The sequence below is a fragment of the Streptomyces graminofaciens genome (assembly GCF_030294945.1).
GTDB classification, from domain to species: domain Bacteria; phylum Actinomycetota; class Actinomycetes; order Streptomycetales; family Streptomycetaceae; genus Streptomyces; species Streptomyces graminofaciens.
Genome location: NZ_AP018448.1, coordinates 11000672 through 11022116, shown reverse-complemented (window position 1 = coordinate 11022116; position 21445 = coordinate 11000672). Strand labels below are relative to the sequence as shown.

Annotated in this window: 21 protein-coding genes and 1 pseudogene; 15 read left to right on the top strand and 7 right to left on the bottom strand. The window is 68.5% G+C overall.

Translation table 11 applies throughout. From position 1 onward, the window contains the following. The first annotated feature begins 32 nt into the window (after positions 1–32). The 7 genes and pseudogenes from SGFS_RS48670 to SGFS_RS48640 form a co-directional block, all read left to right on the top strand. Entirely contained in the window at positions 33–968 is a 936-nt protein-coding gene (locus SGFS_RS48670; RefSeq protein WP_286259152.1) for an AraC family transcriptional regulator, read from the top strand. 172 nt (positions 969–1140) lie between these two features. Next, a complete protein-coding gene (locus tag SGFS_RS48665; RefSeq protein WP_286259151.1) occupies positions 1141–2046 on the top strand; it encodes an alpha/beta hydrolase in 906 nt (301 codons plus the stop codon). Between the two features lie 55 nt (positions 2047–2101). Next, complete coding sequence (locus SGFS_RS48660) at positions 2102–2542, top strand: tautomerase family protein (protein ID WP_286259150.1); 441 nt, start codon at positions 2102–2104, stop codon at positions 2540–2542. A gap of 97 nt (positions 2543–2639) precedes the next feature. Further along, entirely contained in the window at positions 2640–2894 is a 255-nt protein-coding gene (locus SGFS_RS48655; RefSeq protein ID WP_286259149.1) for a hypothetical protein, read from the top strand. A 388-nt stretch (positions 2895–3282) separates the two neighbouring features. Further along, positions 3283–4167: an MBL fold metallo-hydrolase gene (locus tag SGFS_RS48650; RefSeq protein WP_286259148.1), complete on the top strand. Its 885-nt coding sequence runs from the start codon at positions 3283–3285 to the stop codon at positions 4165–4167. 74 nt (positions 4168–4241) lie between these two features. Further along, positions 4242–5708, top strand: coding sequence for a class I adenylate-forming enzyme family protein (locus SGFS_RS48645; RefSeq protein WP_286259146.1), 1467 nt, complete (start codon positions 4242–4244; stop codon positions 5706–5708). Between the two features lie 355 nt (positions 5709–6063). Beyond that, positions 6064–6476 (top strand): annotated as a pseudogene (locus SGFS_RS48640) (MFS transporter); the annotation flags it as partial. Positions 6477–6931: 455 nt separating this feature from the next. On the opposite strand, the gene SGFS_RS48635 reads toward SGFS_RS48640, so the two are convergent. Genes SGFS_RS48635 through SGFS_RS48620 form a run of 4 tightly spaced genes read right to left on the bottom strand, consistent with a single transcriptional unit; the run spans position 6932 to position 10290 of the window. Further along, a complete protein-coding gene (locus SGFS_RS48635; RefSeq protein WP_286259145.1) occupies positions 6932–7558 on the bottom strand; it encodes a TetR family transcriptional regulator in 627 nt (208 codons plus the stop codon). Positions 7559–7593: 35 nt separating this feature from the next. Next, the gene (locus SGFS_RS48630) at positions 7594–8352 is read right to left on the bottom strand and encodes an SDR family NAD(P)-dependent oxidoreductase (RefSeq protein WP_286259144.1); all 759 of its coding nucleotides are present in this window, start codon (positions 8350–8352) and stop codon (positions 7594–7596) included. 16 nt (positions 8353–8368) lie between these two features. Further along, positions 8369–9106, bottom strand: a complete 738-nt coding sequence (locus SGFS_RS48625) for an SDR family NAD(P)-dependent oxidoreductase (protein ID WP_286259143.1) — start codon at positions 9104–9106, stop codon at positions 8369–8371. A gap of 38 nt (positions 9107–9144) precedes the next feature. Continuing rightward, positions 9145–10290 (bottom strand): acyl-CoA dehydrogenase family protein, encoded by a 1146-nt coding sequence (locus SGFS_RS48620; protein WP_286259142.1) that lies wholly within the window; start codon positions 10288–10290, stop codon positions 9145–9147. A gap of 574 nt (positions 10291–10864) precedes the next feature. Here SGFS_RS48620 and SGFS_RS48615 point away from each other — a divergent pair. After that, the gene (locus SGFS_RS48615; protein ID WP_286259141.1) at positions 10865–12082 is read left to right on the top strand and encodes an acetyl-CoA C-acetyltransferase; all 1218 of its coding nucleotides are present in this window, start codon (positions 10865–10867) and stop codon (positions 12080–12082) included. Positions 12083–12313: 231 nt separating this feature from the next. Further along, positions 12314–12673, top strand: a complete 360-nt coding sequence (locus SGFS_RS48610; protein ID WP_286259140.1) for a hypothetical protein — start codon at positions 12314–12316, stop codon at positions 12671–12673. A 127-nt stretch (positions 12674–12800) separates the two neighbouring features. On the opposite strand, the gene SGFS_RS48605 is transcribed toward SGFS_RS48610, so the two are convergent. Together SGFS_RS48605 and SGFS_RS48600 are read right to left on the bottom strand one after the other, a co-directional pair. After that, positions 12801–13409: a hypothetical protein gene (locus SGFS_RS48605; protein ID WP_286259138.1), complete on the bottom strand. Its 609-nt coding sequence runs from the start codon at positions 13407–13409 to the stop codon at positions 12801–12803. Continuing rightward, on the bottom strand, positions 13406–13975 hold the full coding sequence (locus SGFS_RS48600; protein ID WP_286260416.1) for an RNA polymerase sigma factor: 570 nt from the start codon (positions 13973–13975) through the stop codon (positions 13406–13408). The genes SGFS_RS48605 and SGFS_RS48600 overlap by 4 nt, the downstream gene beginning before the upstream one ends. Before the next feature lie 321 nt (positions 13976–14296). Between SGFS_RS48600 and SGFS_RS48595 the strand changes: the two genes are divergently transcribed. From SGFS_RS48595 to SGFS_RS48570, 6 genes are all read left to right on the top strand, one after another. After that, the gene (locus tag SGFS_RS48595; protein ID WP_286259137.1) at positions 14297–14866 is read left to right on the top strand and encodes a TetR/AcrR family transcriptional regulator; all 570 of its coding nucleotides are present in this window, start codon (positions 14297–14299) and stop codon (positions 14864–14866) included. Between the two features lie 536 nt (positions 14867–15402). Next, positions 15403–16281, top strand: a complete 879-nt coding sequence (locus SGFS_RS48590) for an alpha/beta fold hydrolase (protein WP_286259136.1) — start codon at positions 15403–15405, stop codon at positions 16279–16281. Positions 16282–16385: 104 nt separating this feature from the next. Then, the gene (locus tag SGFS_RS48585; RefSeq protein ID WP_286259135.1) at positions 16386–18059 is read left to right on the top strand and encodes a CocE/NonD family hydrolase; all 1674 of its coding nucleotides are present in this window, start codon (positions 16386–16388) and stop codon (positions 18057–18059) included. 228 nt (positions 18060–18287) lie between these two features. Next, positions 18288–19196 (top strand): enoyl-CoA hydratase/isomerase family protein, encoded by a 909-nt coding sequence (locus tag SGFS_RS51615; protein WP_350284064.1) that lies wholly within the window; start codon positions 18288–18290, stop codon positions 19194–19196. A 189-nt stretch (positions 19197–19385) separates the two neighbouring features. Beyond that, positions 19386–19643, top strand: coding sequence for a hypothetical protein (locus tag SGFS_RS48575; protein ID WP_286259133.1), 258 nt, complete (start codon positions 19386–19388; stop codon positions 19641–19643). A gap of 131 nt (positions 19644–19774) precedes the next feature. Then, positions 19775–20137 (top strand): hypothetical protein, encoded by a 363-nt coding sequence (locus SGFS_RS48570; protein WP_286259132.1) that lies wholly within the window; start codon positions 19775–19777, stop codon positions 20135–20137. A 529-nt stretch (positions 20138–20666) separates the two neighbouring features. Here SGFS_RS48570 and SGFS_RS48565 read toward each other — a convergent pair. Next, complete coding sequence (locus SGFS_RS48565; RefSeq protein ID WP_286259131.1) at positions 20667–21293, bottom strand: peroxiredoxin; 627 nt, start codon at positions 21291–21293, stop codon at positions 20667–20669. Positions 21294–21445: the final 152 nt, after the last annotated feature.

Here is a 21445-nt window from a genome sequence, read left to right as displayed (position 1 = left end):
GAGCTGGAGCCGAAGTGACTGTCGCCCCACCCATGCTAAGCCCCGCCAACCTGCTGACACCCGAAGAGTTGGACGTCCGCTGGAGGCTCGCCGTCCGCGACCGCCTTGCCTCCATGGACCTGCGGCTCACAGGGCCGGTCAAGCGCTTCGGATCTGCCGAGGAGCTGGACCTCGGAGACCTTCTCATCACCGACTGGGTGTGCCCGCGGGTCGAAGGGACCCGAGGCAGAAACGCAGTGCGTCAGGACGATGACGCCCTGCTGCTTCTCGCCGCCAACGCCGGCCAACAGATCATCGAGACTTCTGACGAGACCGTCATCCTGCGACCAGGAACGCTTCTCATCATGAGCACCCGCACCACCGGGCGGTTCGTCATCCCGGATCACCTGGCCAAACGAACGGTCCGGGTGCCCATGAGCGCCCTGTCCCCGTTCGACGCGGGGGGCGGTGCACCCGGTTGCCTGCTCCTGGACACGGCTCAGAACCCTTTGGCCAACCTCCTCCACGGCTTCCTCATGAGCATGGACCGTCACATCGGGCGGATGTCCGCGGCGGAGGTCGAGGGAGCGCGCAACGCCCTCCTCGTCCTCATCGCCGGCATGATCCGTGCGAGTCGACCCCACATCGGCGACGACGAGTTCCTGCAATTGTTCCGACGGCGGCTGGAAGACTGGATCATCGACCATCTCGCCGGTGGACCGATCAGAGTCGCCGACCTCGCTGCCGCCCACAGCGTTTCTCCGAGGACGGTCCACCGGGCCTTCGCGTCGACCGGGGACACCGTCGGGGCGGTCATCCGCATGCACCGCCTGGCAGCGGCCAGAGGCGACCTGGTGAACACGAACCTCTGCATTGCCGCGATCGCGCACCGGTGGGGCTTCTGCGATGCCAGCCACTTCGGACGGGAGTTCCGTCGAGAGTTCTCGCTGTCGCCCGGCGACTACCGGGAAGCCCACGGATGCGCCTGACCGTCTCCTCGTAGGCCGTGGCACACCCGTACCACCCCGCGGCGCGATCCTTCTATGAGCCCTCACAGGCATTCGTGGATTCTGGGCCCGCCACCACTACTCGCGAGTGTCGGATCACTCCGAGTGAACCTCCACAGACCGACGGACCATCGCAAGCGAATCGGAAGATCACATGAATCGAGAAGACATCGAGTTCAAGGGCGAGGGCGGCGTCGCCCTCCGGGGCTGGTTCTATCCGGCCAGGAACACCAGCACGCCGGCACCGGTCGTGGTCCTGGCGCACGGGCTGTCATGCGTCAAGGAGATGCACCTCGACGACTATGCCGTGGTCTTCTCCGAAGCCGGCCTCAACGTGCTCGCCTACGATCACCGGAACTTCGGCGACAGTGAGGGAACTCCCCGCCAGGAGGTCGACCCGGTCCTGCAGTACCGGGATTTCCGGAACGCGATCACCTACGCCACCACCCGCCCCGAGGTGGACGCGTCGAAGATCGGCATCTGGGGCTCCAGCTTCTCCGGTGGACACGTCCTCATGGTCGCGGCGATCGACAAGAGGGTGAAGGCCGTCGTCTCCCAGGTGCCGTTCATCACGGGTCCGCGCACCCTGAGCCGGGCGATCCGGCCGGACTTCATCCCGGTCTTCCGTGCGATCCAGGAGGGCGACCGACTCAACCGGTTCACCGGCGGAGAGCCCGCTATGGTCCCGGTCGTCGCGGCCGACCCTACGGCGCAGGCCGTGATGCCCGCGGCCGACGCCTACGAGTGGTTCAGCAAGACGTCGGCGGACCGGGCGCCCAACTGGAAGAACGAGCTGACGGCTCGAAGCATGGAAATGGTGACCGAGTACGCCCCGGGTACCTTCATCAGCCGCATCGCGCCGACCCCGCTCCTGATGATCGTGGCCGACAACGACAGGGTGGCACCGTTCGAGTTGGCCCTCGACGCGTACGAGGAGGCCCGGGAGCCGAAGCAGATCATCGTCAAGCAGGGCGGCCACTTCGACTTCTACAGCGGCCCCGGCTTCGACGAGCTCTCCGCAGCCGCACGGGACCACTTCGTCAAGCACCTCCGGGGCTGAGCCCCCCCTCCTGAGCCGCACCTTCCGTCACCGATCCATCCATCAAGGAGCCGCAATGCCGTACTGGGAGATCTTCACCCCCGAGAACGCCTTCACCCCGCAGGACAAGGAACAGCTGTCCCAGAGGATCACCTCGCTCTACACGGACTACGCCTATGACCTGCCGAAGTTCTATGTCGTCGTCCTGTTCAAGGACATGCCGGCGAACACCATGTACGTCGGTGGTAAGGCAAACCACAACTTCATACGGATCCGCGTGGACCACATCGCCCGGCAGATGGACGACCCCGAGATGCGGTTCCTGTGCATGGAGGTCATCGAGGAGAAGCTGGCGCCGTTGGTCAAGGAGCGCGGCTACGACTGGGAGGTCCACATCGACGAGACCCCCATGGACCTCTGGCGCGTCCAGGGCATCGTTCCGCCTCCGCCGGAGTCCGACATCGAGAAGCTCTGGGCCAGGGAGAACCGGCCCGTCCCCTACGAGCTGACCGGCTGACCCGCTGACCGAGGTCCCGAGGCATCGTGAGGTGCTGTCGACCGTGCGTGCCCCGGGACCTCATCCATCTCCGGATGATCCGTCTGAGGAGCCCATGATGACCACAGCGCGTACCACCCGCGGCGAGGGCACCCGCTACCGCATCGACCGGCCGACCTTCGCGGGCATCATGCGCGATCCGCGGATCCCGGGGGGGGCGATCTGGGAGCCGGGGACAGGATTCCCCGCATCGACCTGCCGACAACTGACGCAGACCGCCAGACTGGAGCCGCTCGAGGAGGCGCTGCGTGCCGTCGTCGCGGGCCGAGCATCCTCGCCTACGCATGTGTGGGGTAGACGACACGCGCACTGACACGGATGACGCCGTATGCGGATACCGCGCTCGCTGCTGCCGGTCGCGGGCCCCTGTGCGATTTCTGGCGAGCCGCACCACCGATCGCAGCGATGATCACGCTGTTCAGACTCTTCCGCTCCCTGCCGAGCGAACGGCGCGTCGCGCCGACCGTCGCGATCACTCTGGCACTCTGCGCTGCCGCTGTCTCCGCGGGGTTGCCTGTCCTGCAGTGAGCCGCATCTACCGCTCCAGCAGCCACGGTGGTGCTTCAGAGCAACGTGGCGCTCGCGTACCAGCGCTCGGCGCACTCGTTCTATGAGTCACCGAGCGTGCGTTCATAACGTGACTTCGCCGCCGACGTGCGCAATGCCGCGTCGGCCGACAACACCGCAACCGGAGGTACCTCGTGACCACTGCCCCCCACTCCTCGCCGGCCGCACCCGTCCGCGCCACGGTCTTCGTCGGTCGCTGGCCGAATGTCCCGGCCGAGGAGTTTCCCGGCGTACCGAACGGCACCTTCTCGCCCACCACGGCCACGCTCGTGAGCGGCGCCTCCGAGGTGGTCCTGATCGACGCGCTCTACCTCAAGGACGACGTCCGTGACCTCGGTGACCTGATCGAGCGCACCGGCAAGAAGCTCACGACGATCTACATCACCCACGATCACGCTGATCACTACCTGGGCTGCGGACCGCTCCTGGAGCGGTTCCCGGAGGCGAAGGCCGTGGCGCTGCCCCACGTGGTCGAGTCCATGAAGCAGAACATGCAGCTTCAGATGGAGCAGTGGCGCATGCTGTTCGGCGACACCTGCATCACGGCGGAGCCGCTTCCGGAACCGCTCGAAGGCGACACGCTGTACGTCGACGGATCTCCCCTGCACATCATCGAGGTGAAGCAGGCCGACATCCATCCCACGAGCATCGTGCACATCCCCGAGATCGACGTCGTCGTGGCCGGTGACTCCATCTACAACGAGATCCACCCGATGCTCGGCCTGTCGACGCCCGATGAGTGGCAGGACTGGCTCGAGACCGTCGACACCGTGGAGAGCCTCCGCCCGCGCATGATCGTGTCCGGACACCGCAGGCCCGACGGCGACGACTACGCGGTCGAGACCATGATCGCCCAGACCCGCGCCTACATCCAGGACTTCGCGGCTGCCTCCGAGGTCGCGAAGGACGCCGAAGAGCTGGTGGCCACCATGGTGGAGAAGTACCCGCACCACGGCAACGTCTGGACGCTCCAGTTCTCGGCCGGCGCGGCGATCGCGAAGCGCGATGCTGCTGAGTGACCGAGCCTGTCACCCGAAGCCCGCACTGTTGCCTTCGCGTTGAAACGCGCCACACCACGATAGGTGACCTCACCATGAAATTCGCCTCTCTGCCCGACCGTCGCGCCGCATCCACTCCGGATGGGCCCGCGGTTGCCGACGGGCGTCAGTCGCTCACCAATGCCCAGTTCCTGACCCGTGTCCGGGCTGCTGCTCGTCACCTTCAGGACCTTGGGATCGGTACCGGCGACGTCGTGGCGCTCAAGCTGAGGAACCGCGTCGAGTTCGTGCTTCTGCTGTTCGCGGTCTGGCGGCTCGGGGCGACCGTCACCCCGGTCAATCCGAGCCTGACCGAGGGTGAGGTCGCACGGCAGCTCCACGACTCGGGCGCACGCGTGCTGGTCGTCGAGGACGGCACGACCGCTGCAGGCGTCGCCACGCTGGCCGTCGACGCCCTGTGCGGAGAGGTGGTGGGGTCGGGTCCGACACCGCAGCTGGACTCGACCGCGCCGGCACTCCTGATCTACACCAGCGGAACGACGGGCGTACCGAAGGGCGTGATGCTCGACCACTCCAACATCGACGCGATGGCGGCGATGGGGTGTCAGGCGGTCGAGACCGGGCCGACCGACCGCTGCTTGCTGATCCTGCCGCTCTTCCACGTCAACGCCATCGTGGTCAGCGTGCTCATGCCGCTGGTCGCAGGCGGCAGTGTCTTCATCACCGACCGGTTCGACCCCAAGACCTTCTTCGATCTCGTCGAGCGGGAGCGACCCACCTACTTCAGTGCCGTGCCCACGATCTACAACGTGCTCGAGGCGCTGCCCGCCGACGTTCGACCCGACACGTCCTCGCTGCGTTACGGCACTTGCGGCGCGGCACCCGCCTCCGCCGAGTTGCCGATCCGATTCGAGGCTCGGTACGGCTTCCCCATCATCGAGGGTTACGGGCTGTCCGAAGGGACCTGCTTCTCCACCGTCAACCCCGTCGCGGGTCCGCGCCGGGCGGGCACCGTGGGGGTTGCCGTCCCGGGGCAGGAGCTCCGGATCGTCGACGAGCAGGGTAACGAGCTGGCGACCGGCATGGATGGTGAGGTCATCGTGCGTGGCCCCAACGTCATGCGTGGTTATCTCGGCCGGCCGGAAGACACGGCGAAGACGATCGTGGACGGCTGGCTGTACACGGGCGACGTGGGCCACCTGGACGCGGACGGCTACCTGACCCTGGTCGGGCGATCGAAAGACATGATCATCCGTGGTGGCGAGAACATCTACCCCAAGGAGATCGAGGACGTCCTCACGGCTGACCCGTCTGTCCTCGAGGCCGCCGTCATCGGTGTGCCTGACGACAAGTGGGGAGAGGTAGTAGTCGCCTACGTCCAGCCGCGACCTGGTATGACTGTCCACCCCGCGGCTCTGGAAGCGCTGACTGCGCAACACCTCAGCGGCTACAAGCGGCCGACGTCGTTCCTCGTGGTCGACGCCATCCCCAAGAACGCTGTCGGCAAGATCGACAAGCCCTCGTTGCGGGCCGCTCACGCCGCAGCCCTGTCATCCCGTTGACCACCAGCAGACGCTCGGTCATCGAGGTCTCGCCATCTTCGAAGGTCGGGTGGCCCGCGGGGCGAGATTCCCTCCCGCCACCCGATCGCCTTCGAAGGTGCCGGCCGGAGGGGCCGGCGTGACGCTTCAGGGGCATGCTCGTGCGGATGGACGACCGCGAGGCAAAGGAGCGAGCATCTGGCGAGCGGTTCTCTGTCCCGCGCCGCGTCCGACCGCCGCAACTCACCACGGCCTGCGCGACCGACGATCCTTCCTGCATCTTGGCCGCGCACATTGGCCATCGCGACGCCCCACGCCGGGATGGCGCGGAGGCGGTCAGGAGGCGGTCAGGAGCCGGCTCACCCAGACTGAGCGCATGCGAGCCGGTGAGACCCCCAGCAGAACTTCGGCCACCGCCGACGCCCGATCGGACGAGCTGTCTCCTGATCCGGATCGGTGGTGGGCCTGGGCGTGATCGCCCTCGCAGCCGATGGTGTCCTTGGACACCACGATCGTGAACATCGCTCTGCCCTCGGCCCAGCGGGGACTGGGGGCGTTCGATGACAGCCGCCAGTGAGTGATTACCGCATACACGCTATACACGCTCGCGTTCGGGAGTCCGCCTGTGGGCGGTCGGATCGCCGACCTGGTCGGACGCGAGCGGACCTTCCTTGTGGGCCTGGTCGGCTTCGCGGCAGCGTCCGCCCTGGCGGCGCCGCGACGGGCCCCGGCCTGCTCTTCGCGGCGCGTGCCTGCAGGGGGTGCCGAGCAGCAGGGTGCTCACCCGCCCGACCGGGTGACGCTCACAGCGGCTCCGCCAGCGATGCAGGTGCCCTACCGAGCCGCTCAGCGGTGGCTGGTTGCCCATCACGCGGGCCGCTTCGATGCCCTGGATGTTCATCGAGGGCCTGGCCTTGAGGACGCCTGGACTCCCGACAGCGGCGATCCAACGGCAGGCGTCCGGCGTCGCGGCCCGGCGGGATCGGCCGAGCCCCCGGCAGGCACAGTGCACGAGATCGTCACCCTTGTCGATCCGGGGCCGATAGTGATGGCGCACCGGAGCGCCAAGCGCCGCCGGGAGGCGTGGGTTCGAACTGCCGGAGAGAGGCAGCGCACCCAGGGAGGTCTGGCAGGCCGACCATCCCCAACTCGGCATCTGGGTGCTCGACTTCTCCGGGAAACCGGGGCGCCCGTGGCTGACCAAGCACGACGTAGCCGTGATGGGAGAGAGTCGACGTCGTTCGTCAGCCTGCGGTCGCGGAACGGTGGTCGGTGCCCAGCATGGCCAGCACCAGCGTCGCGTAGCGGCGGCCGAGGCTGACGGGAGTGTGGTGGCCGCCGGGGGCGTACCACCGGCTGACGTCGACGCCGAGGGAGAGTACCGCCAGCGCGACACCGCCCGGGTCCTCGGTGCGGAACGCCCCGGACGCGATGCCGGCCGCGATCTCGTCGAGCACCACTTCCTCGGTGCGGCGGCGGAGCCGGAGGATCTCGTCACGGTGGTCCGGCGCGAGTGCGCCGAGCTCGTACTGGACGACGCGGGCCAGCTGGTGGTGGCGGGCGTGCCAGGCGGTGTAGTCGTGAACCAGCGCCCGTAGCCGGCCGACCGCCGTCACCTCCTCCCCCAGGGCGCGTTCCACTGCGGCCAGTGCGCTGCGGTGGCCGGCGAGGCTGATCGCGTAGAGGAGGTCTTCTTTCGTGCGGTGGTGTGCGTAGACGGCCGACGGGCTCATCCCGGCGGCGGCGGCGATGTCGCGGGTGGAGGCGCCGTGGTAGCCGCGGGCGGCGAAGGCGGTGAGCGCCGCCTCGAGGATGCGCCGGGAGCCGGGGCCGGCCTCGCCCCACAGGTCGTCGGTTGCGCTGGTTGTCACGCGCCCATTCTTGCGGATCACGTCTGTCGGTCTGCTCAGCTGATGACGAGGCCGCCGTCGACGGTGAGGGTGGTGCCGGTGACGTAGCTGGAGGCGTCGGAGGCGAGGAAGAGCACGGCGGCGGCGAGTTCCTCGGGTTCGCCGGTGCGGGGAAGCGGGATGCGGCGGACGATGTTGTCGATGGTGTCGGCCTCCTGGCGGGCGGTCATTTCGGAGGCGAAGTAGCCGGGGGCGAGGGCGTTGACACGGATGTTCTTGCGTTGGCTCCACTGGGCGGCCAGGTCGCGGGTGAGACCGAGCAGGCCCGCCTTGGAGGAGGAGTAGCCGGCCTGCGGCAGGCCGGTGTTGACCAGGCCGAGGACGCTGGCGATGTTGACGATGGAGCCGCCGCCGGTCATCACTCGGGCTGCCGCCTGGGCCATCCAGTAGGCACCCATGAGGTTGATGTCGATGATGTGCCGGAAGTGCTCCGGTGTCTCCCGGCCGGCCGGGACCGCATCGGCCACGCCGGCGTTGTTGACCAGGACGCCGACGTGGCCGAAGTCCGCGGCGGCCGCCGCGACCGCATGACAGTCGTCGGGCGAGGCGACGTCGGCCTTGACGCACAGGGCGCGGCGGCCCGTGGCCTCGACGAGGCGGGCGGTGTCGGCGAGCCGGTCGGTGCGTCGGGCGGCCAGGACGACGTCGGCCCCGGCTTCGGCGAGGGCCTGGGCGAAGGCGACGCCGAGACCGGAGGAAGCACCGGTGACGATGGCGACGCGGTCGTCGAGGCGGAAGCGGTCGAGGATGTTCACAGGGGCTCCAGAGAGGTCAGATGGACAGGCCGCCGTCGACGGGCAGCACGGCACCGGTGATGTAGCCGGCCTCCTCAGAGGCGAGGAAGGCGACAGCCGCGCACATCTCGCTCGGGTCGCCGAAGCGGCCCATCGGGATGCCGGCAGTCAGCTCGGCGCGCTTCTCGGCGGGGACGGAAGAGACCATGCGGGTCTCCGCGTTGGGGGAGATGGCGTTCACAGTGACGCCGAAGCGGGCGAGCTCTTTGGCGGCGGTGCGGGTGAAGCCGATGATCCCGGCTTTGGCGGTGGCGTAATTGGACTGGCCGATGTTGCCGTGCAGGCCTGAGTAGGAGGTGACGTTGACGACCCGGCCATAGCCCTGGGCGCGGAAGTGGGGGACGCACGCCCGGGTGAACCGGAAGGTGCCGCCCGCGTGGACGGCCAGGACGGCGTCCCAGTCGTCGTCGGTGAGCTTCCACAGGACGCCGTCGCGCAGCATCCCGGCGTTGTTGACCAGGACGTCGACGCGGCCGGTCTCGGCCAGCGCGGTGGCGACGACACGCTCCGCGTCGGAGCTGGAGGTGACGTCCGCGGCCACCCAGAGGGCGTCCAACTCCTTCGCCGCCGCGAGGAGTTCGTCCGCGTCTCGGTCGACCAGGACCACGTCCGCGCCTGAAGTGCGTAGGTGCCGGCCGAGTTCGAGGCCGATGCCGCGGGCTGCGCCGGTGATGATCACGGTGCGGCCGGTGAAGTCGAAGCTGAGGTTGCCCATCGGGCGCTCCAATCCGGAAGATGAGGTGTCCATGGGCCTTACAGGCCGAGGTCGCGGCCGATGAGTTCCTTCATGATTTCGTTCGAGCCGGCCCAGATCTTGGTGACGCGGGCGTCCTGCCAGGCTCGGGCGACCCGGTATTCGTTCATGTAGCCGTACCCGCCGTGCAGTTGGACGCAGGCGTCGAGGACCTCGTTCTGCACCTGGGCGGTCCACCACTTGGCCTTGGCCGCGTCCACCGCCGAGAGCCGGCCCGTGACGTGGGCCGCGACGCACTGGTCGACGAAGGCCTGGGTCACCTCGATCTGGGTGACCATCTCGGCCAGCCGGAACTTGTTGTACTGGAAGGAGCCGACGGACTGGCCGAAGGCCTTCCGCTCCTTCACATACTCCAGCGTCTCGTCCAGGATCTGCGCGGCGTGGGCCAGGTTGAGCACGGCGGCACCGATCCGCTCCTGCGGGAGCCGCTCCATCATGTGGATGAAGCCGCGGTCGACTTCGCCGATGACGTTGGCGCCCGGGACGCGCACGTCGTGGAAGAACAGCTCGGCGGTGTCGGCTTCGTGCTGACCGACCTTCTCCAGCTTGCGCCCGCGCTCGAAACCGGGCATGTCCGTCTCCACGGCGAACAGCGTGATGCCCTTGGCGCCCTTCTCCGGGCTGGTGCGAGCGGCGACGACCACGAGGTCGGCGCCGAAGCCGTTGGTGATGAAGGTCTTGGAGCCGTTGAGGGTCCAGTTCTCGCCGTCGCGCACGGCCGTGGTCCGCAGGGCCGCAAGATCGGAACCTGCCGAGGGCTCGGTCATACCGATCGCGGTGACCAGCTCGCCCGCGCAGAACCTCGGCAGCCAGCGCTCACGCTGCTCCTCGGTGGTCAGCTCGACCAGGTAGGGGGCGACGACCTCGCAGTGGATGGTGAACGAGGAGGCGAATGCCACCGACAGCCTGGCGAATTCCTCGTGCAGAACCGCGGTGAAGCGATAGTCACCCGCCTCGCTGCCGCCGTACTGCTCCGGTATCAGCAGCCCGAGCAGTCCTTGCTGCCCAGCGGCCTTCCACGCGGCGCGGTCGATCGCCCGCTGCTGGATGAACTCCTCCTGGCGCGGCCGCAGCTCGCGCTCCACGAATGCCCGGACGGAGGTCCGGAAGGCCTCGTGGTCGGCATCGAAGACAGTACGGCGCACAGGAGCTCCTCGTCGCTCGCCGGAAATAGGAAGTAAGAAGCAGGGAGTAGGAAGTAGGAAGTAAGCGAGTGCATAGTAACTATGCGGGTGCTTAGTTTTCTTAGGCGGGTCGATTCCGTCAACCCGTCTGCGAGGCAGGCGGACATGACGTACGCCACGGCGGGCCTCCATCGCGCGCAGTGCAGTCCGCCGGCGGTGCCCCCATCAACTCCCCACACATCAACCGTGTTGACGGGTCTGGTCGAGCGGGTGATGGGCGGCCATGCCCGCGGGCAGGCACGGATCGGTGGCGTGTTCGCTCCGCAGTGCCGCCGAACGTCTGTATGCGATTGCCTCGGTCGCCGACGGCATGCGGGAGGGCGGCGGGCCGGGGCGAGGCGCTCACCGAGGTACCTGAACCAAGACGAAACGGGCAGGGGTCGTCTGGCGCGGACGTACCACGGCGAGGCGCGATCGTCCTATGGAGTACCTGTTTCGGGTGGCTACCTTGCTGACGTAACCCCTGTTCTGCCGGAGCTTGAGAGCCGCTCGCCCGGACAGAACCCACCGCCAGATCATCGAGAAGAGCACTCAGATGCCCGAAGCCGTGATTGTGTCCTACGCCCGCTCGCCGATCGGTCGGGCGTTCAAAGGGTCGCTGAAGGAGATGCGCAGCGACGATCTCGCCACCCAGGTGATCGCTGCGGCGCTCGCCAAGGTCCCGGGACTCGACCCCGACGAGATCGGAGACCTGATCCTCGGCTGCGGTCTGCCCGGTGGCGAACAAGGCTTCAACCTGGCGCGCAACGTCGCGGTCCAACTGGGCTACGACAACCTGCCGGGCACCACGGTGACCCGCTACTGCTCATCGTCGCTGCAGACGACGCGGATGGCCTTCCACGCGATCAAGGCAGGCGAGGGTTCGGCCTACATCTCGGCGGGCACAGAGGCCGTGTCCCGGTATGTCAACGGCAACTCGGACTCCTGGCCGGACACGCAGAATCCCGCGTTCGGCGTCGCTCAGGCGCGCTCGGCCGCCAGGCAGGCGAGCCACGAGGCCTGGACCGACCCTCGCGAGTCGGGAGTGGTGCCCGACGTGTACATCAGCATGGGTGAAACCGCGGAGAACGTTGCCTCCCTCACGGGCATCAGTCGCGAAGAGCAGGACCGGTGGGCGGTTCGTTCGCAGCACCGAGCCGAGGAGGCCATCGCGCGCGGCCACTTCCGCAAGGAGATCACCCCGATCACCCTGCCCGACGGCTCGATCGTGACCGAGGACGACTGCCCGCGGCCCGGGACGACGCTCGATGCGGTCTCCGCGCTCAAGCCGGTCTTCCGTGAGAAGGGCTCCGTCACCGCCGGCAACTCGTGCCCGCTCAACGACGGAGCGGCGGCCCTCGTCATCATGTCCGATGTCCGGGCGCGTGAACTCGGCCTGCAGCCGCTGGCCCGCATCATCTCCACCGGCGTGACCGCTCTCTCACCGGAGATCATGGGCCTCGGCCCCATCGAGGCCACCCGTCAGGCACTCGACCACGCAGGCCTGACCATGAGCGACGTTGATCTCGTCGAGATCAACGAAGCATTCGCCGTGCAGGTGCTCGGCTCTGCACGGGTGCTGCAGATCGACGAGGACAAACTCAACGTTTCGGGCGGGGCCATCGCGTTGGGCCACCCCTATGGGATGACCGGAGCGCGGATCACCGGATCGCTCATCAACAACCTTCAGGCCCATGACAAGCAGATCGGCCTGGAGACGATGTGCGTCGGTGGCGGGCAGGGCATGGCCATGCTGATCGAGCGGCTCGCCTAGGGCGTAGCCCGCCGGTCCCGGCACGCGCGGAGATCCACACAGTCGCGCGACGCGGCCGGATCGACCGCGGCCGCCTCAGGCCGGACTTTCGCCGAAGCGGGCCGGCGCAGCCTCTACGCAATCCCTGGACCGAGCGAGGAACCGAGAAAGCGAGGAACCGAGAAGCCGACTTCTCCCGGGCTCACCACCTCAGCCGAGTGGCTGACATGGGCGTCGGTCGGGATGGAGGAGGTGGTCTTCAAGAGGCTGGACGACGCCTACCGCCCGTCGGTGAGGGGCTGGCAGAAATACAAGGTCCGCGAGACGAGCGAGGCGATCGTCGGCGCGATCACCGGCTCTCTGACCGTTCCCCGCACGCTGCTGCTCGGCAGATACGACACCGAAGGCCGCTTTCAGTACGTCGGCCGCACCACCACCCTCGCCCAGGCGGCAGGTGCTGCGGTCGCCACCCCGCACGTCTGCACCGCGCCCGCCCCGACCTCTCCCCCACCGACATCGCCCCCCTGTAGCGCGCCGGTTCTCATCAGACCGCCAGTGAAGGCGGGGGCCGAAGGCGAGCGCCGGCTGCTACTGGGGGGCGGCGTCCGGTGACGTCCCCGCCCAGGTCATCGGGCAGGGCGATGCGAGCGGTGACGCGTTTACCGACCGGCTCCCGCTGAACCTCGCAACGAGGCAACGGCAGACCTTGCGAGACGGAACAGCCGCCGAGCTTGTGCGCTCACTGCCCGAACGCTCGGTCGTAGAGGCTCCGCAGCTTCGGGGTGGCCTCGGCATCGCCGTAGCACACCGGGACCTTGCCGTCCTTGGCGTAGACGAGGTAGGTCTGGCCGACAGCGAACTCCTGGCCGAATGACTCCAGTTGTCCTTCGTGGATGTTGTCGAGCCGGACGGTGGAGGCGTCTTCGCCGCGGTACCAGTGGTCCACTCGGAGAGTGATCTGGTCGCCGTCGATGGAGGTCGCGGTGCCCTCGAAGGCGGTCGTGTACTGGCGCAGGGTGGTGACGTCGAGCTCGGCGCACGCTGTGGCAGGGCCGCCGCCTGTGTCCTGCTGGACGGTCAGGACCAGCGGGGCGGCCGCGGCCGGAGGAGTATCGCGGGTCGCCGTGACTCCCCAGGTGATGCCGGCTCCCACCGTGAGCACAGCGGCGGCTGCTGCGGCCAGCAGCAGGGGGCGGCGGGGGCGGTCCGATGTGCGGGGGGAGGTGCGGACTGTGGTGTCGGCGGTCATGGTGGCCTCCAGGAGACGGTTGATGTCGGGCTGGGGAGCATCAGAGGTCCGCGCCGGGTCGATGGCCCTCATCCGGGCCAGCAGTTCTTCGTCGTTCACCGGTTGCTCCTTCCTTCACCCATCTCATGTCCGGCCTTGTCGTCATTCTTTCGGTCAAGCAGAGCGGCGAGTTTCTTCTTTGCCCTGTGCAGGCGGATGCTGACGGCGTTGGCGGTCAGTCCGGTCACTTCCGCTATCTCGCGCGGGGTCAGCCCCTCCCACGCCCAGAGCAGCACCACCTCACGGTCCAGGGCGCCGAGTGTGCCGAGTGCGGCGTGCAGTTCGGGGTGGTCGGCTTCCCCGGGCATTGGCGGCGGTGCGGTACGGGTCAGCCGCTCCACCAGCCGGAGCCGGCGCCCGTCCGCCCGGCGGGCGTTGGACAGGCAGCCGCGTGCGACGCCGTAACACCAGGGCAGCACGCTGTCGGGATCGGTCACGGGACCCTTCCCGAGCCCGGGCACGTCCTCGAGGCGGCGCCAGAGCACGAGCATCGTCTCCGCGAGGATGTCATCTGCCGCGTCGGCGTCCGCCCGGCGCAGCAGATATCGGTGCAGCGGCTTTGCCACCGCGCGCGCCAGCGCATCGAATCGGGCTTCTCGGGCCCGGGCACGTTCCTGCTCCAGCATGGATTCCACACCCCCACCTGTCCGGCCGGGGCCTGTTCCTTTCATCGCCACGGGCACTGTACTTACCCCGAGCCCGAGGGAGGTCCGCCGTGCCGGCCGAGGCGACGGCCGCATCCCCGACCGTCCCGGCCTGCGAGGTCCGGCACGGGTAGGGGGCTGCACCGCGTCCCCGCCCGGACGAAGCCTCAGAAGACCGCCGCGCCGGCGTAGCGGAACCGTACTCACATGCCCGCCCGGCCCGTGGGCGGCGCGAGAGCGCCCCGGTAGAGCACCGTAAACCGATCGGTTTTCATTTTGTCCACATCGAGTTAACCTCGCGGTATGACCACCGTAGTGAAGCCAAGTGCCAGAGAGCGGCTGCTGGAGGCGGCGGCCACGCTCACCTACCGAGACGGTGTCGGCATCGGCGTCGAGGCGCTGTGCAAGGCGGCGGGGGTGTCGAAGCGCTCCATGTACCAGCTGTTCGAGAGCAAGGATGAACTGCTGGCGGCGAGCCTGGAGGAGCGCGCCGCCGCCTTCGCGGCCGGGCTCCTGCCGGCGGCGGACGACGGCCGTTCACCCCGCGAGCGGATCCTGTACGTCTTCGACCAGTTGGAGGAGCAGGCGGGTACGCCCGACTTCCAAGGCTGTCGGTACCTGGCTGCTCAGGTCGAGCTCAAAGACCAGAGCCACCCTGCAAGCCAGGTGGCCCACCGGGTCAAGGAAAGCCTTTCAGCCTTCTTCCGCGCCGAGGCCGAACGGGGTGGGGCAAGCCATCCCGGTCTGCTGGCCCGGCAGCTCAGCCTGGTCTTCGACGGCGCCAGTGCCCGCGCGGGGATCGGAGCCGACAAGCTGACCGGGCTCGTCACACCTACCGTGACCACCCTGCTCGATGCGGCAGGCATGCACTGACGCATCCCCTTTCGAGCAGGCGCCGTGACCGTGCCCTCCCCAGGCCGATGACTCCCGCCCCTGATTCCCCGCAATCGAGGGGAGCCCGGTGGCCGTAAGGGTGTTGACGAGCATGCCGCGCGCCAGGAAGGCCGTCGTCTCGTCGACATCAGCACCCGACGGCGGGTGCGCGGTTCCCCAGGGCCTCAGACAGCCGGCCCGGACCACTTGGCCGCATCGCCCTTGGCCTCGGCGGCTGGCCACGGCGGCGTAGCCCTACACCTGCATCCGGAGCATTTTAGAGGCGCCGTAGTAGCCCTTGAGTGCGAAATCGGCGACCGCTGCGCGAATGACACTCTCGCGTCTCCCCTGTGCAGTGACCCTGTCGCTGCGGATGGCAACCTCAGCCTTGCGCCCGGAAACCGATCGGTTTACGATGATGGAAACCGGTCGGTTTCTCAATGAATCCAAGGGCTGGTCCGTGGTCACGCCCCCTTCGGGCGGGCCCTGTCCGAATCACCCGTCCGCAGCAGTTCACACAGAGGGAAGCCAGCGAGATGACCAGCTCAGAGTCACGTCCCACGATTCACATCCCGGGGACCACCAGCCACACCATCGCCCCGCGCACAGGACGCCACAGCCGTGAGGGAACACTGCGCTACCTCAAGGCGGGCACCGGTGCTCCCGTGGTCCTGCTGCACACCGTGCGCACGCAGGCCGAGCACTTCCGCTCCCTCATCCCCCTGATCTCGGACCAGTACACCGTGTACGCCCTCGACCTGCCGGGGATGGGCTACTCCGAGATCGTGCCCGGGGCGTCGTACGACGAGCCGGCCATGCGCGCGAGCGTCGAGCGGCTCCTGACCGAACTCGACCTCCACGACGTGACGTTGGTCGGGGAGTCCATGGGGGCGGTGCTCGCCCTGACCACCGCGGCCGATCTGCCCGAGCGGGTACGGCGCGTCGTCGCGGTGAACACGTACGACTTCCCCGGCGGAATCGCCCGCTCCAGTCTTCTCGCCCGTGTGGTGGTCAGCGGTGTCCTCACTCCGGGAGTGGGCCCGGTGGTCGCCGGGGTGGAGCCCAAGCCCGTCGTCCGCAGGATCCTGCAGGGCGGGCTGGTCGACAAGACCGCGCTGCGGGAGGACTACCTCGACGAACTCCTCCAGGTGGGCAGCCGCCCCGGCTACTCGACCGTCGCCCGAGCCGTGTACCAGAGCCTGCCCAGTCTCATCGCCGCCCGCTCGCGCTACCCCGAGGTCAAGGCACCCGTCCACCTCGTCTACGGGGAGAACGACTGGTCCCGACCCTCGGACCGGCAAGCCAACAAGGAGCTGTTGCCCGCCGCCGATTTCACGCAGGTGCCTGGAACAGGCCACTTCATCGCCCTGGAACGGCCCGACCTGCTGGCCGACCTGCTGAACGCGGTGGCCTGACCGCCCCGGGAGCGCCGTGGCCACCCCCGTTCGGGTGTAGTGCGGGACGGGGACCAGGTTCGACCATGTGCCTGACAGCGTCGTCACACGCGGAGGAGCTGTACGTGGCAGAGATTCAGATCGAGTTCGATGTTCCGGCCGAGATGCGTGACGGCACCGTGCTGCGCGCCGATGTCTACCGCCCCGGGGGCACGGGGCCGTGGCCGGTGTTGCTGAGCAGGCTGCCGTACGGGAAGCAGATGGCCCTGGCGATCGCCCTCCTCGATCCCCTGGCGGCGGCTCGGCGTGGCTTCATGGTGGTCATCCAGGACACCCGCGGCCGGTTCGCCTCCGAGGGTGAGTGGGACCCGTGGACGCACGAGGAGAGCGACGGGTACGACACCGTACGGTGGGCGGCCGCCCTTCCCGGCGCCAACGGATCCGTCGGCATGATCGGCGCCAGCTACTTCGGCAACACGCAGTGGATGGCGGCGCTGTCCAAGCCGCCGGAGCTGAAGGCGATCGCGCCGATGGTCACCTGGTCCGAGCCGGACGACGGGCTGTGGACGCGCGGCGGCGCGATCGAGCTCGGCATCACCGCGCCCTGGTCCCTCATGATGGGCGCCGACGCGCTGATGCGCCGGCACAGCACCGACCCCGCCGCGCTCGGCGGCAGCCTCGTCGGTCTCGTACAGGACCTCGACGGCCTGGCCGACGGCGGTTACGGCGAACTGCCCGCCGGGCGGTTTCCCGCGTTCGCCCGGCACGACCTTCCCGAGCTGGGCTATGAGCGTTCCCGGCGCGAGCCCGACTGGGCGCGCACGGCCCGGGTCGCGGGCCGGCACGACGAGGTCGACCTGCCCACCTTCCAGGTCGGCGGCTGGTACGACATCTTCACCCAAGGCACGCTCGACAACTTCACCGCAATGCGCCGGGCCGGCCGGTCCGCCACGCTGATCATGGGTCCGTGGAGTCACGCCAACCAGCAGCACGTCATCGGCGACGTCAACTTCGGGTTCAGCGCGAACTCCGCCTTCATGGGCATGCGCGGACCCCTGAACGGCCTCCAGCTCGACTGGTTCCAGCGCACGATCGGCGACGGCGAGGCTCTGGAGCCGGACACGGGCAACGTGCTGCTGTTCGTCATGGGCGTCAACCAGTGGCGCGAGGAGACGGAGTGGCCTCTGTCGCGGGCCGTGGACACGGACTTCCACCTGCGCGCGGATGGACGCCTGACGCAGGAGCCGCCCGCTGTCGCCGAGCAGGCCGAGGAGTTCACCTACGATCCGGCGGATCCCGTGCCCACCACCGGCGGCGCGCTGCTGATGACCGACGAGTTCCGTCCCGGGCCCCTCGACCAGAGGGACGTGGAGGCGCGCGAGGACGTCCTGGTCTTCACCACCGAACCCCTCGCCGAGGACGTCGAGGTGACCGGCCGCGTCAAGGCCGTGCTCTTCGCCGCCACGGACGGGCCCTCGACCGACTGGGTGGCACGGCTGTGTGACGTCGACGAGAACGGCGTCTCCCGCAATGTGACCGACGGCATCGTGCGGGTGCGCGCGGCGACACCGGGCGAGCCGGCCGAGCACGTCGTGGACCTGTGGTCGACCAGCATCGTCTTCCGGACGGGTCACCGGATACGGGTGCAGATCACCTCCAGCAACTTCCCGCGCTGGGACCGCAACCTCAACACGGGCGAACCCGAAGAGAGCGCGACCACGGCCCGAGTGGCCCGCCAGCAGATCTTCCACGACCCCGACCGGCCCTCCCGCATCGTCCTGCCGGTGATCCCGGGCTGACAGGTAGCGGCGGCGGAGCCGACCGAGCGATTGCGCCGCTGAGCAAGAACGAGAACGAGAACGAGGGGCCGGGGCCGCGGTTGCTTCGACGAAGAAGCGGCAGGCATCCCGCCGCCGGGGGCGATGGTTCCCCGGCGGGCGCCTGCCCGTCGGCGATCTCCGCAGTGAAGCCCGAACCGCTGTACCCCATCGAACCGACCAGTCGACTGGAGAACGCGGCCCCGTCCGGTGGCTGCTGCTCAACCGCCCTCAGCGGCGCAACGCCCTCGATGTCACCCTGACAGAAGCCCTGGACAAACAGATGACCGGCGCCGAGGCCGACCCCGGCACGGCGTCATCGCGGTGGAGGGCAAAGGCCCGAGCTTCTGTGCCGACGGAGACTTCCACCAGTTCCTCCAACTTCACGACGACGGCGACAACCCGGTGGGCTTCCTGACCGACGTGTCGGCCTGCTTCAGCCGAATCGCGGCCGGCCCGAACCCCTCGACCGCCGTACTGCAGGGTCACGCCGTCGCCGGCGGCCTCGAACTCGCACTGGCCTGCGACGTCATCGTCGCCGGCGACGCCACGGTCATCGGCGACGGCCACCTCAACCGGCGCCCGCTACCGTCGGCGGGTCGGGCGTCCGGCTATCCCGAGGCGGTCGGACGGGGCCTGTCCCGCTGGCTCCTGCTCACCGGCGAACTACTGCCCGCGACCGCCTTCGAGCACACCGGCTGGATCCGCGCGATCGTGCCCCAGGCCGACCTCGACGCGACCGCCACCCGGATCTGCCAGCGGTTGGCCGATCCTCACAGCCCCGCAAGCCCCGCCCAGCAACGGCCCATGGCTCTGCTGCACCGATCCGGACATCGCCGACGCCGCCACCGTGCTGTTCGAGCGCACGGACATCACCGGCGTGGTCTCCGTCGAACAGTACCCGGCGATCAGCGGAGGGGACCTGGCCGAGGCGTTCGGCGCCCGGCTCGGGCGGGCCGTGACCTACGAGGCGACCGACCCCCTGTCTTCTTCGCGCCGCTCGCACCCAGTTGGGCGAGCAGGCCACCGCAGCGATCGCGGACATGTACCAGGCCCTCAGCGCGCAGCCGGACCACTCGATCACGGCCGAGCGCTCCGCCCAGAAGCTCCTCGGCGTGACACCCCGGACCGCGAGCCAGTGGCTGGCCGGCATCGATCTCCGACCCGGATCGGCAACGCACGATCACCTTCATCCGCCCCGCACCGTCCGGTGCGGGGCGGGGTACGAGGGAGCCAGGACCGGCACGGCGGGGATGGAGCCCGATGTCAGAAGCGGCCTTGTCGGCCACACACCTTTCTGTACGGCGCGTGGGATACGTGCGTGTTCCATTCCTCTCTCGTGAGATCGATGTTGCCCGCGCGGGCGCAGATCTGGGCCACGGCTCGGCTCGGGTCGACCGTGTAGCGGCGGAGGGGGACGTGGCTTCCGGCAACGAGGAGAGTGGCGTTGTCCGGACTGAAGGCAAGGGAGGTGATCGGCTCGCCGGGGGTGGGGAGGGGGCCCAGGAGCTGTTGGGTGGTGATGTCCCAGAGCTTGATCTCGAGAAGGACATGAGCGTGATCTGAGTGCCGCAGGGCTCGGGCACGCCCTCGTACGCGTCCGTCTCCCATCACGGCGACTACACGACCACGCAGTTCAGCGCGGTCCCGAGGGACGGGGTCCGCCTCAAGGTCGTCTACCACAAGGAGGGCAACTTGTGGGACACCCACTCGTTCCGCTTCGCCGGGCGCGGGGCGTGGTGGCGGAGGCCTGGGGCGACGGCGGCTGGGACTTCCCGCGCCTGGTGACCTGGACCAGGTTCCCGGCCGGCAACAACGGCGTGGACCTCCAGGCCCGCATGCAGAACGCCATGTGGGGCGACGCGAACTCCCCGCTGAAGGACGGCCGCTTCAACGACGAGCTCAGCAGGGCCAAGAAGCAGGCCGCCGCCGACATCCCCCTTCGACCCGTACGGCGCCGGCTGACGGCACACGGACGGCCCGCCGGGTTCCTCCGCACCCGGCGGCCCGTTCGTGCGTACCCCCTCGGAGGTAGGTCGTGCGCGGCGCGTCGGCCGTAACCGCGGCTGACACACCCGTTGCCCTGCCCTGCTTCAGCGGATGCAGGGCAGGGCCTTGTCGGGGTGGGCAGCGTGGACGTAGCGGACGGCGGTTCCGGGGTGGATGCCGAAGAGGTGTACCAGATGTACTGGATCGGCGGTGTGACGGGCACGTCCAGCCGAGGTGGTGACGCCGTATCGCCCTATCTGGCCGGGAAGGTGCCGGGCATCGCCCTCGTCGGACGAGGGCTTGCGGCGGCGCCCGCATATACGAGAAAGGTCATGCCCAGCGTTTCCGCTGGTCAGGACATCTTTTCCGGAAGCGCCCCGGCCGGATTCAAACCTGTGTACATACCTGTGGGCCGCCGCCGGAACGGTCCCCTGCGCACGGATCGTCGACGTGGGATCCGGCCCCGGCGCGATCACGGTGCAGCTGACCGGGATCGCTGCTCCGGACGGCGCGGTCTGGGCCGTCGACCGGGACGGCGACGCGCCAGCGCAGACATCATTGCTTTCTCCGGCCGTATTGGCTGGTATGGGCGGCGGGAGACTACGGCTGGTCCGTCAGGCGCAGGTATGGCTTCACCGTTCGATATCCGGGAAACCGAATGGCTGCCTCTTCGTCACTTACAGCAGCGGTGATGACGACCTCCTGGCCCTGCTGCCAGTCCGCAGGCGTGGCCAGTTGATGCTGAGCCGTGAGCTGCAGAGAGTCCAGTACTCGAAGAATCTCTGCGAAGTTCCGCCCCGTGCTGGCCGGATATGTCATGGTCAGCTTGATCTTCTTGTCGGGCCCGATGACGAAGACGGTGCGCACCGTCGCTGTGTCGGATGCGTTCGGGTGGATCATCCCGTAGAGGTCTGCAACAGACCGATCACTGTCGGCGATCATAGGGAAGTTGACCTGGGCGCCCTGCGTCTCGGCGATGTCCTTCGCCCAGGTGCGGTGGTCCTTGGCGGAGTCGACCGACACCGCAGCGATCTTCGTGTCACGCCTGGCGAATTCGGGTTCAAGTCGGGCGGCCGCACCGAGCTCCGTGGTGCAGACCGGAGTGAAGTCGGCGGGATGGGAGAACAGTATTCCCCAACTCTCGCCGAGCCATTCATGAAAACGCAGTTCACCGGTGGCGGACTCTGCCGTGAAATCCGGGGCGAGGTCACCTATTTGGAGCGTCATTTCGGCGTTCTCCTTCAACCAGAGTTGGGGTGTGGGAAAGGTAATGCGCGGCGAAGTGCCGCTGAAGCACCTGCAGATCGAAACTAACGCGAGGGCGAACAGCACTGGTCCCCAAGCCTCGGTGGCGACGCGGACCGTGCCGAGCCGGCCGC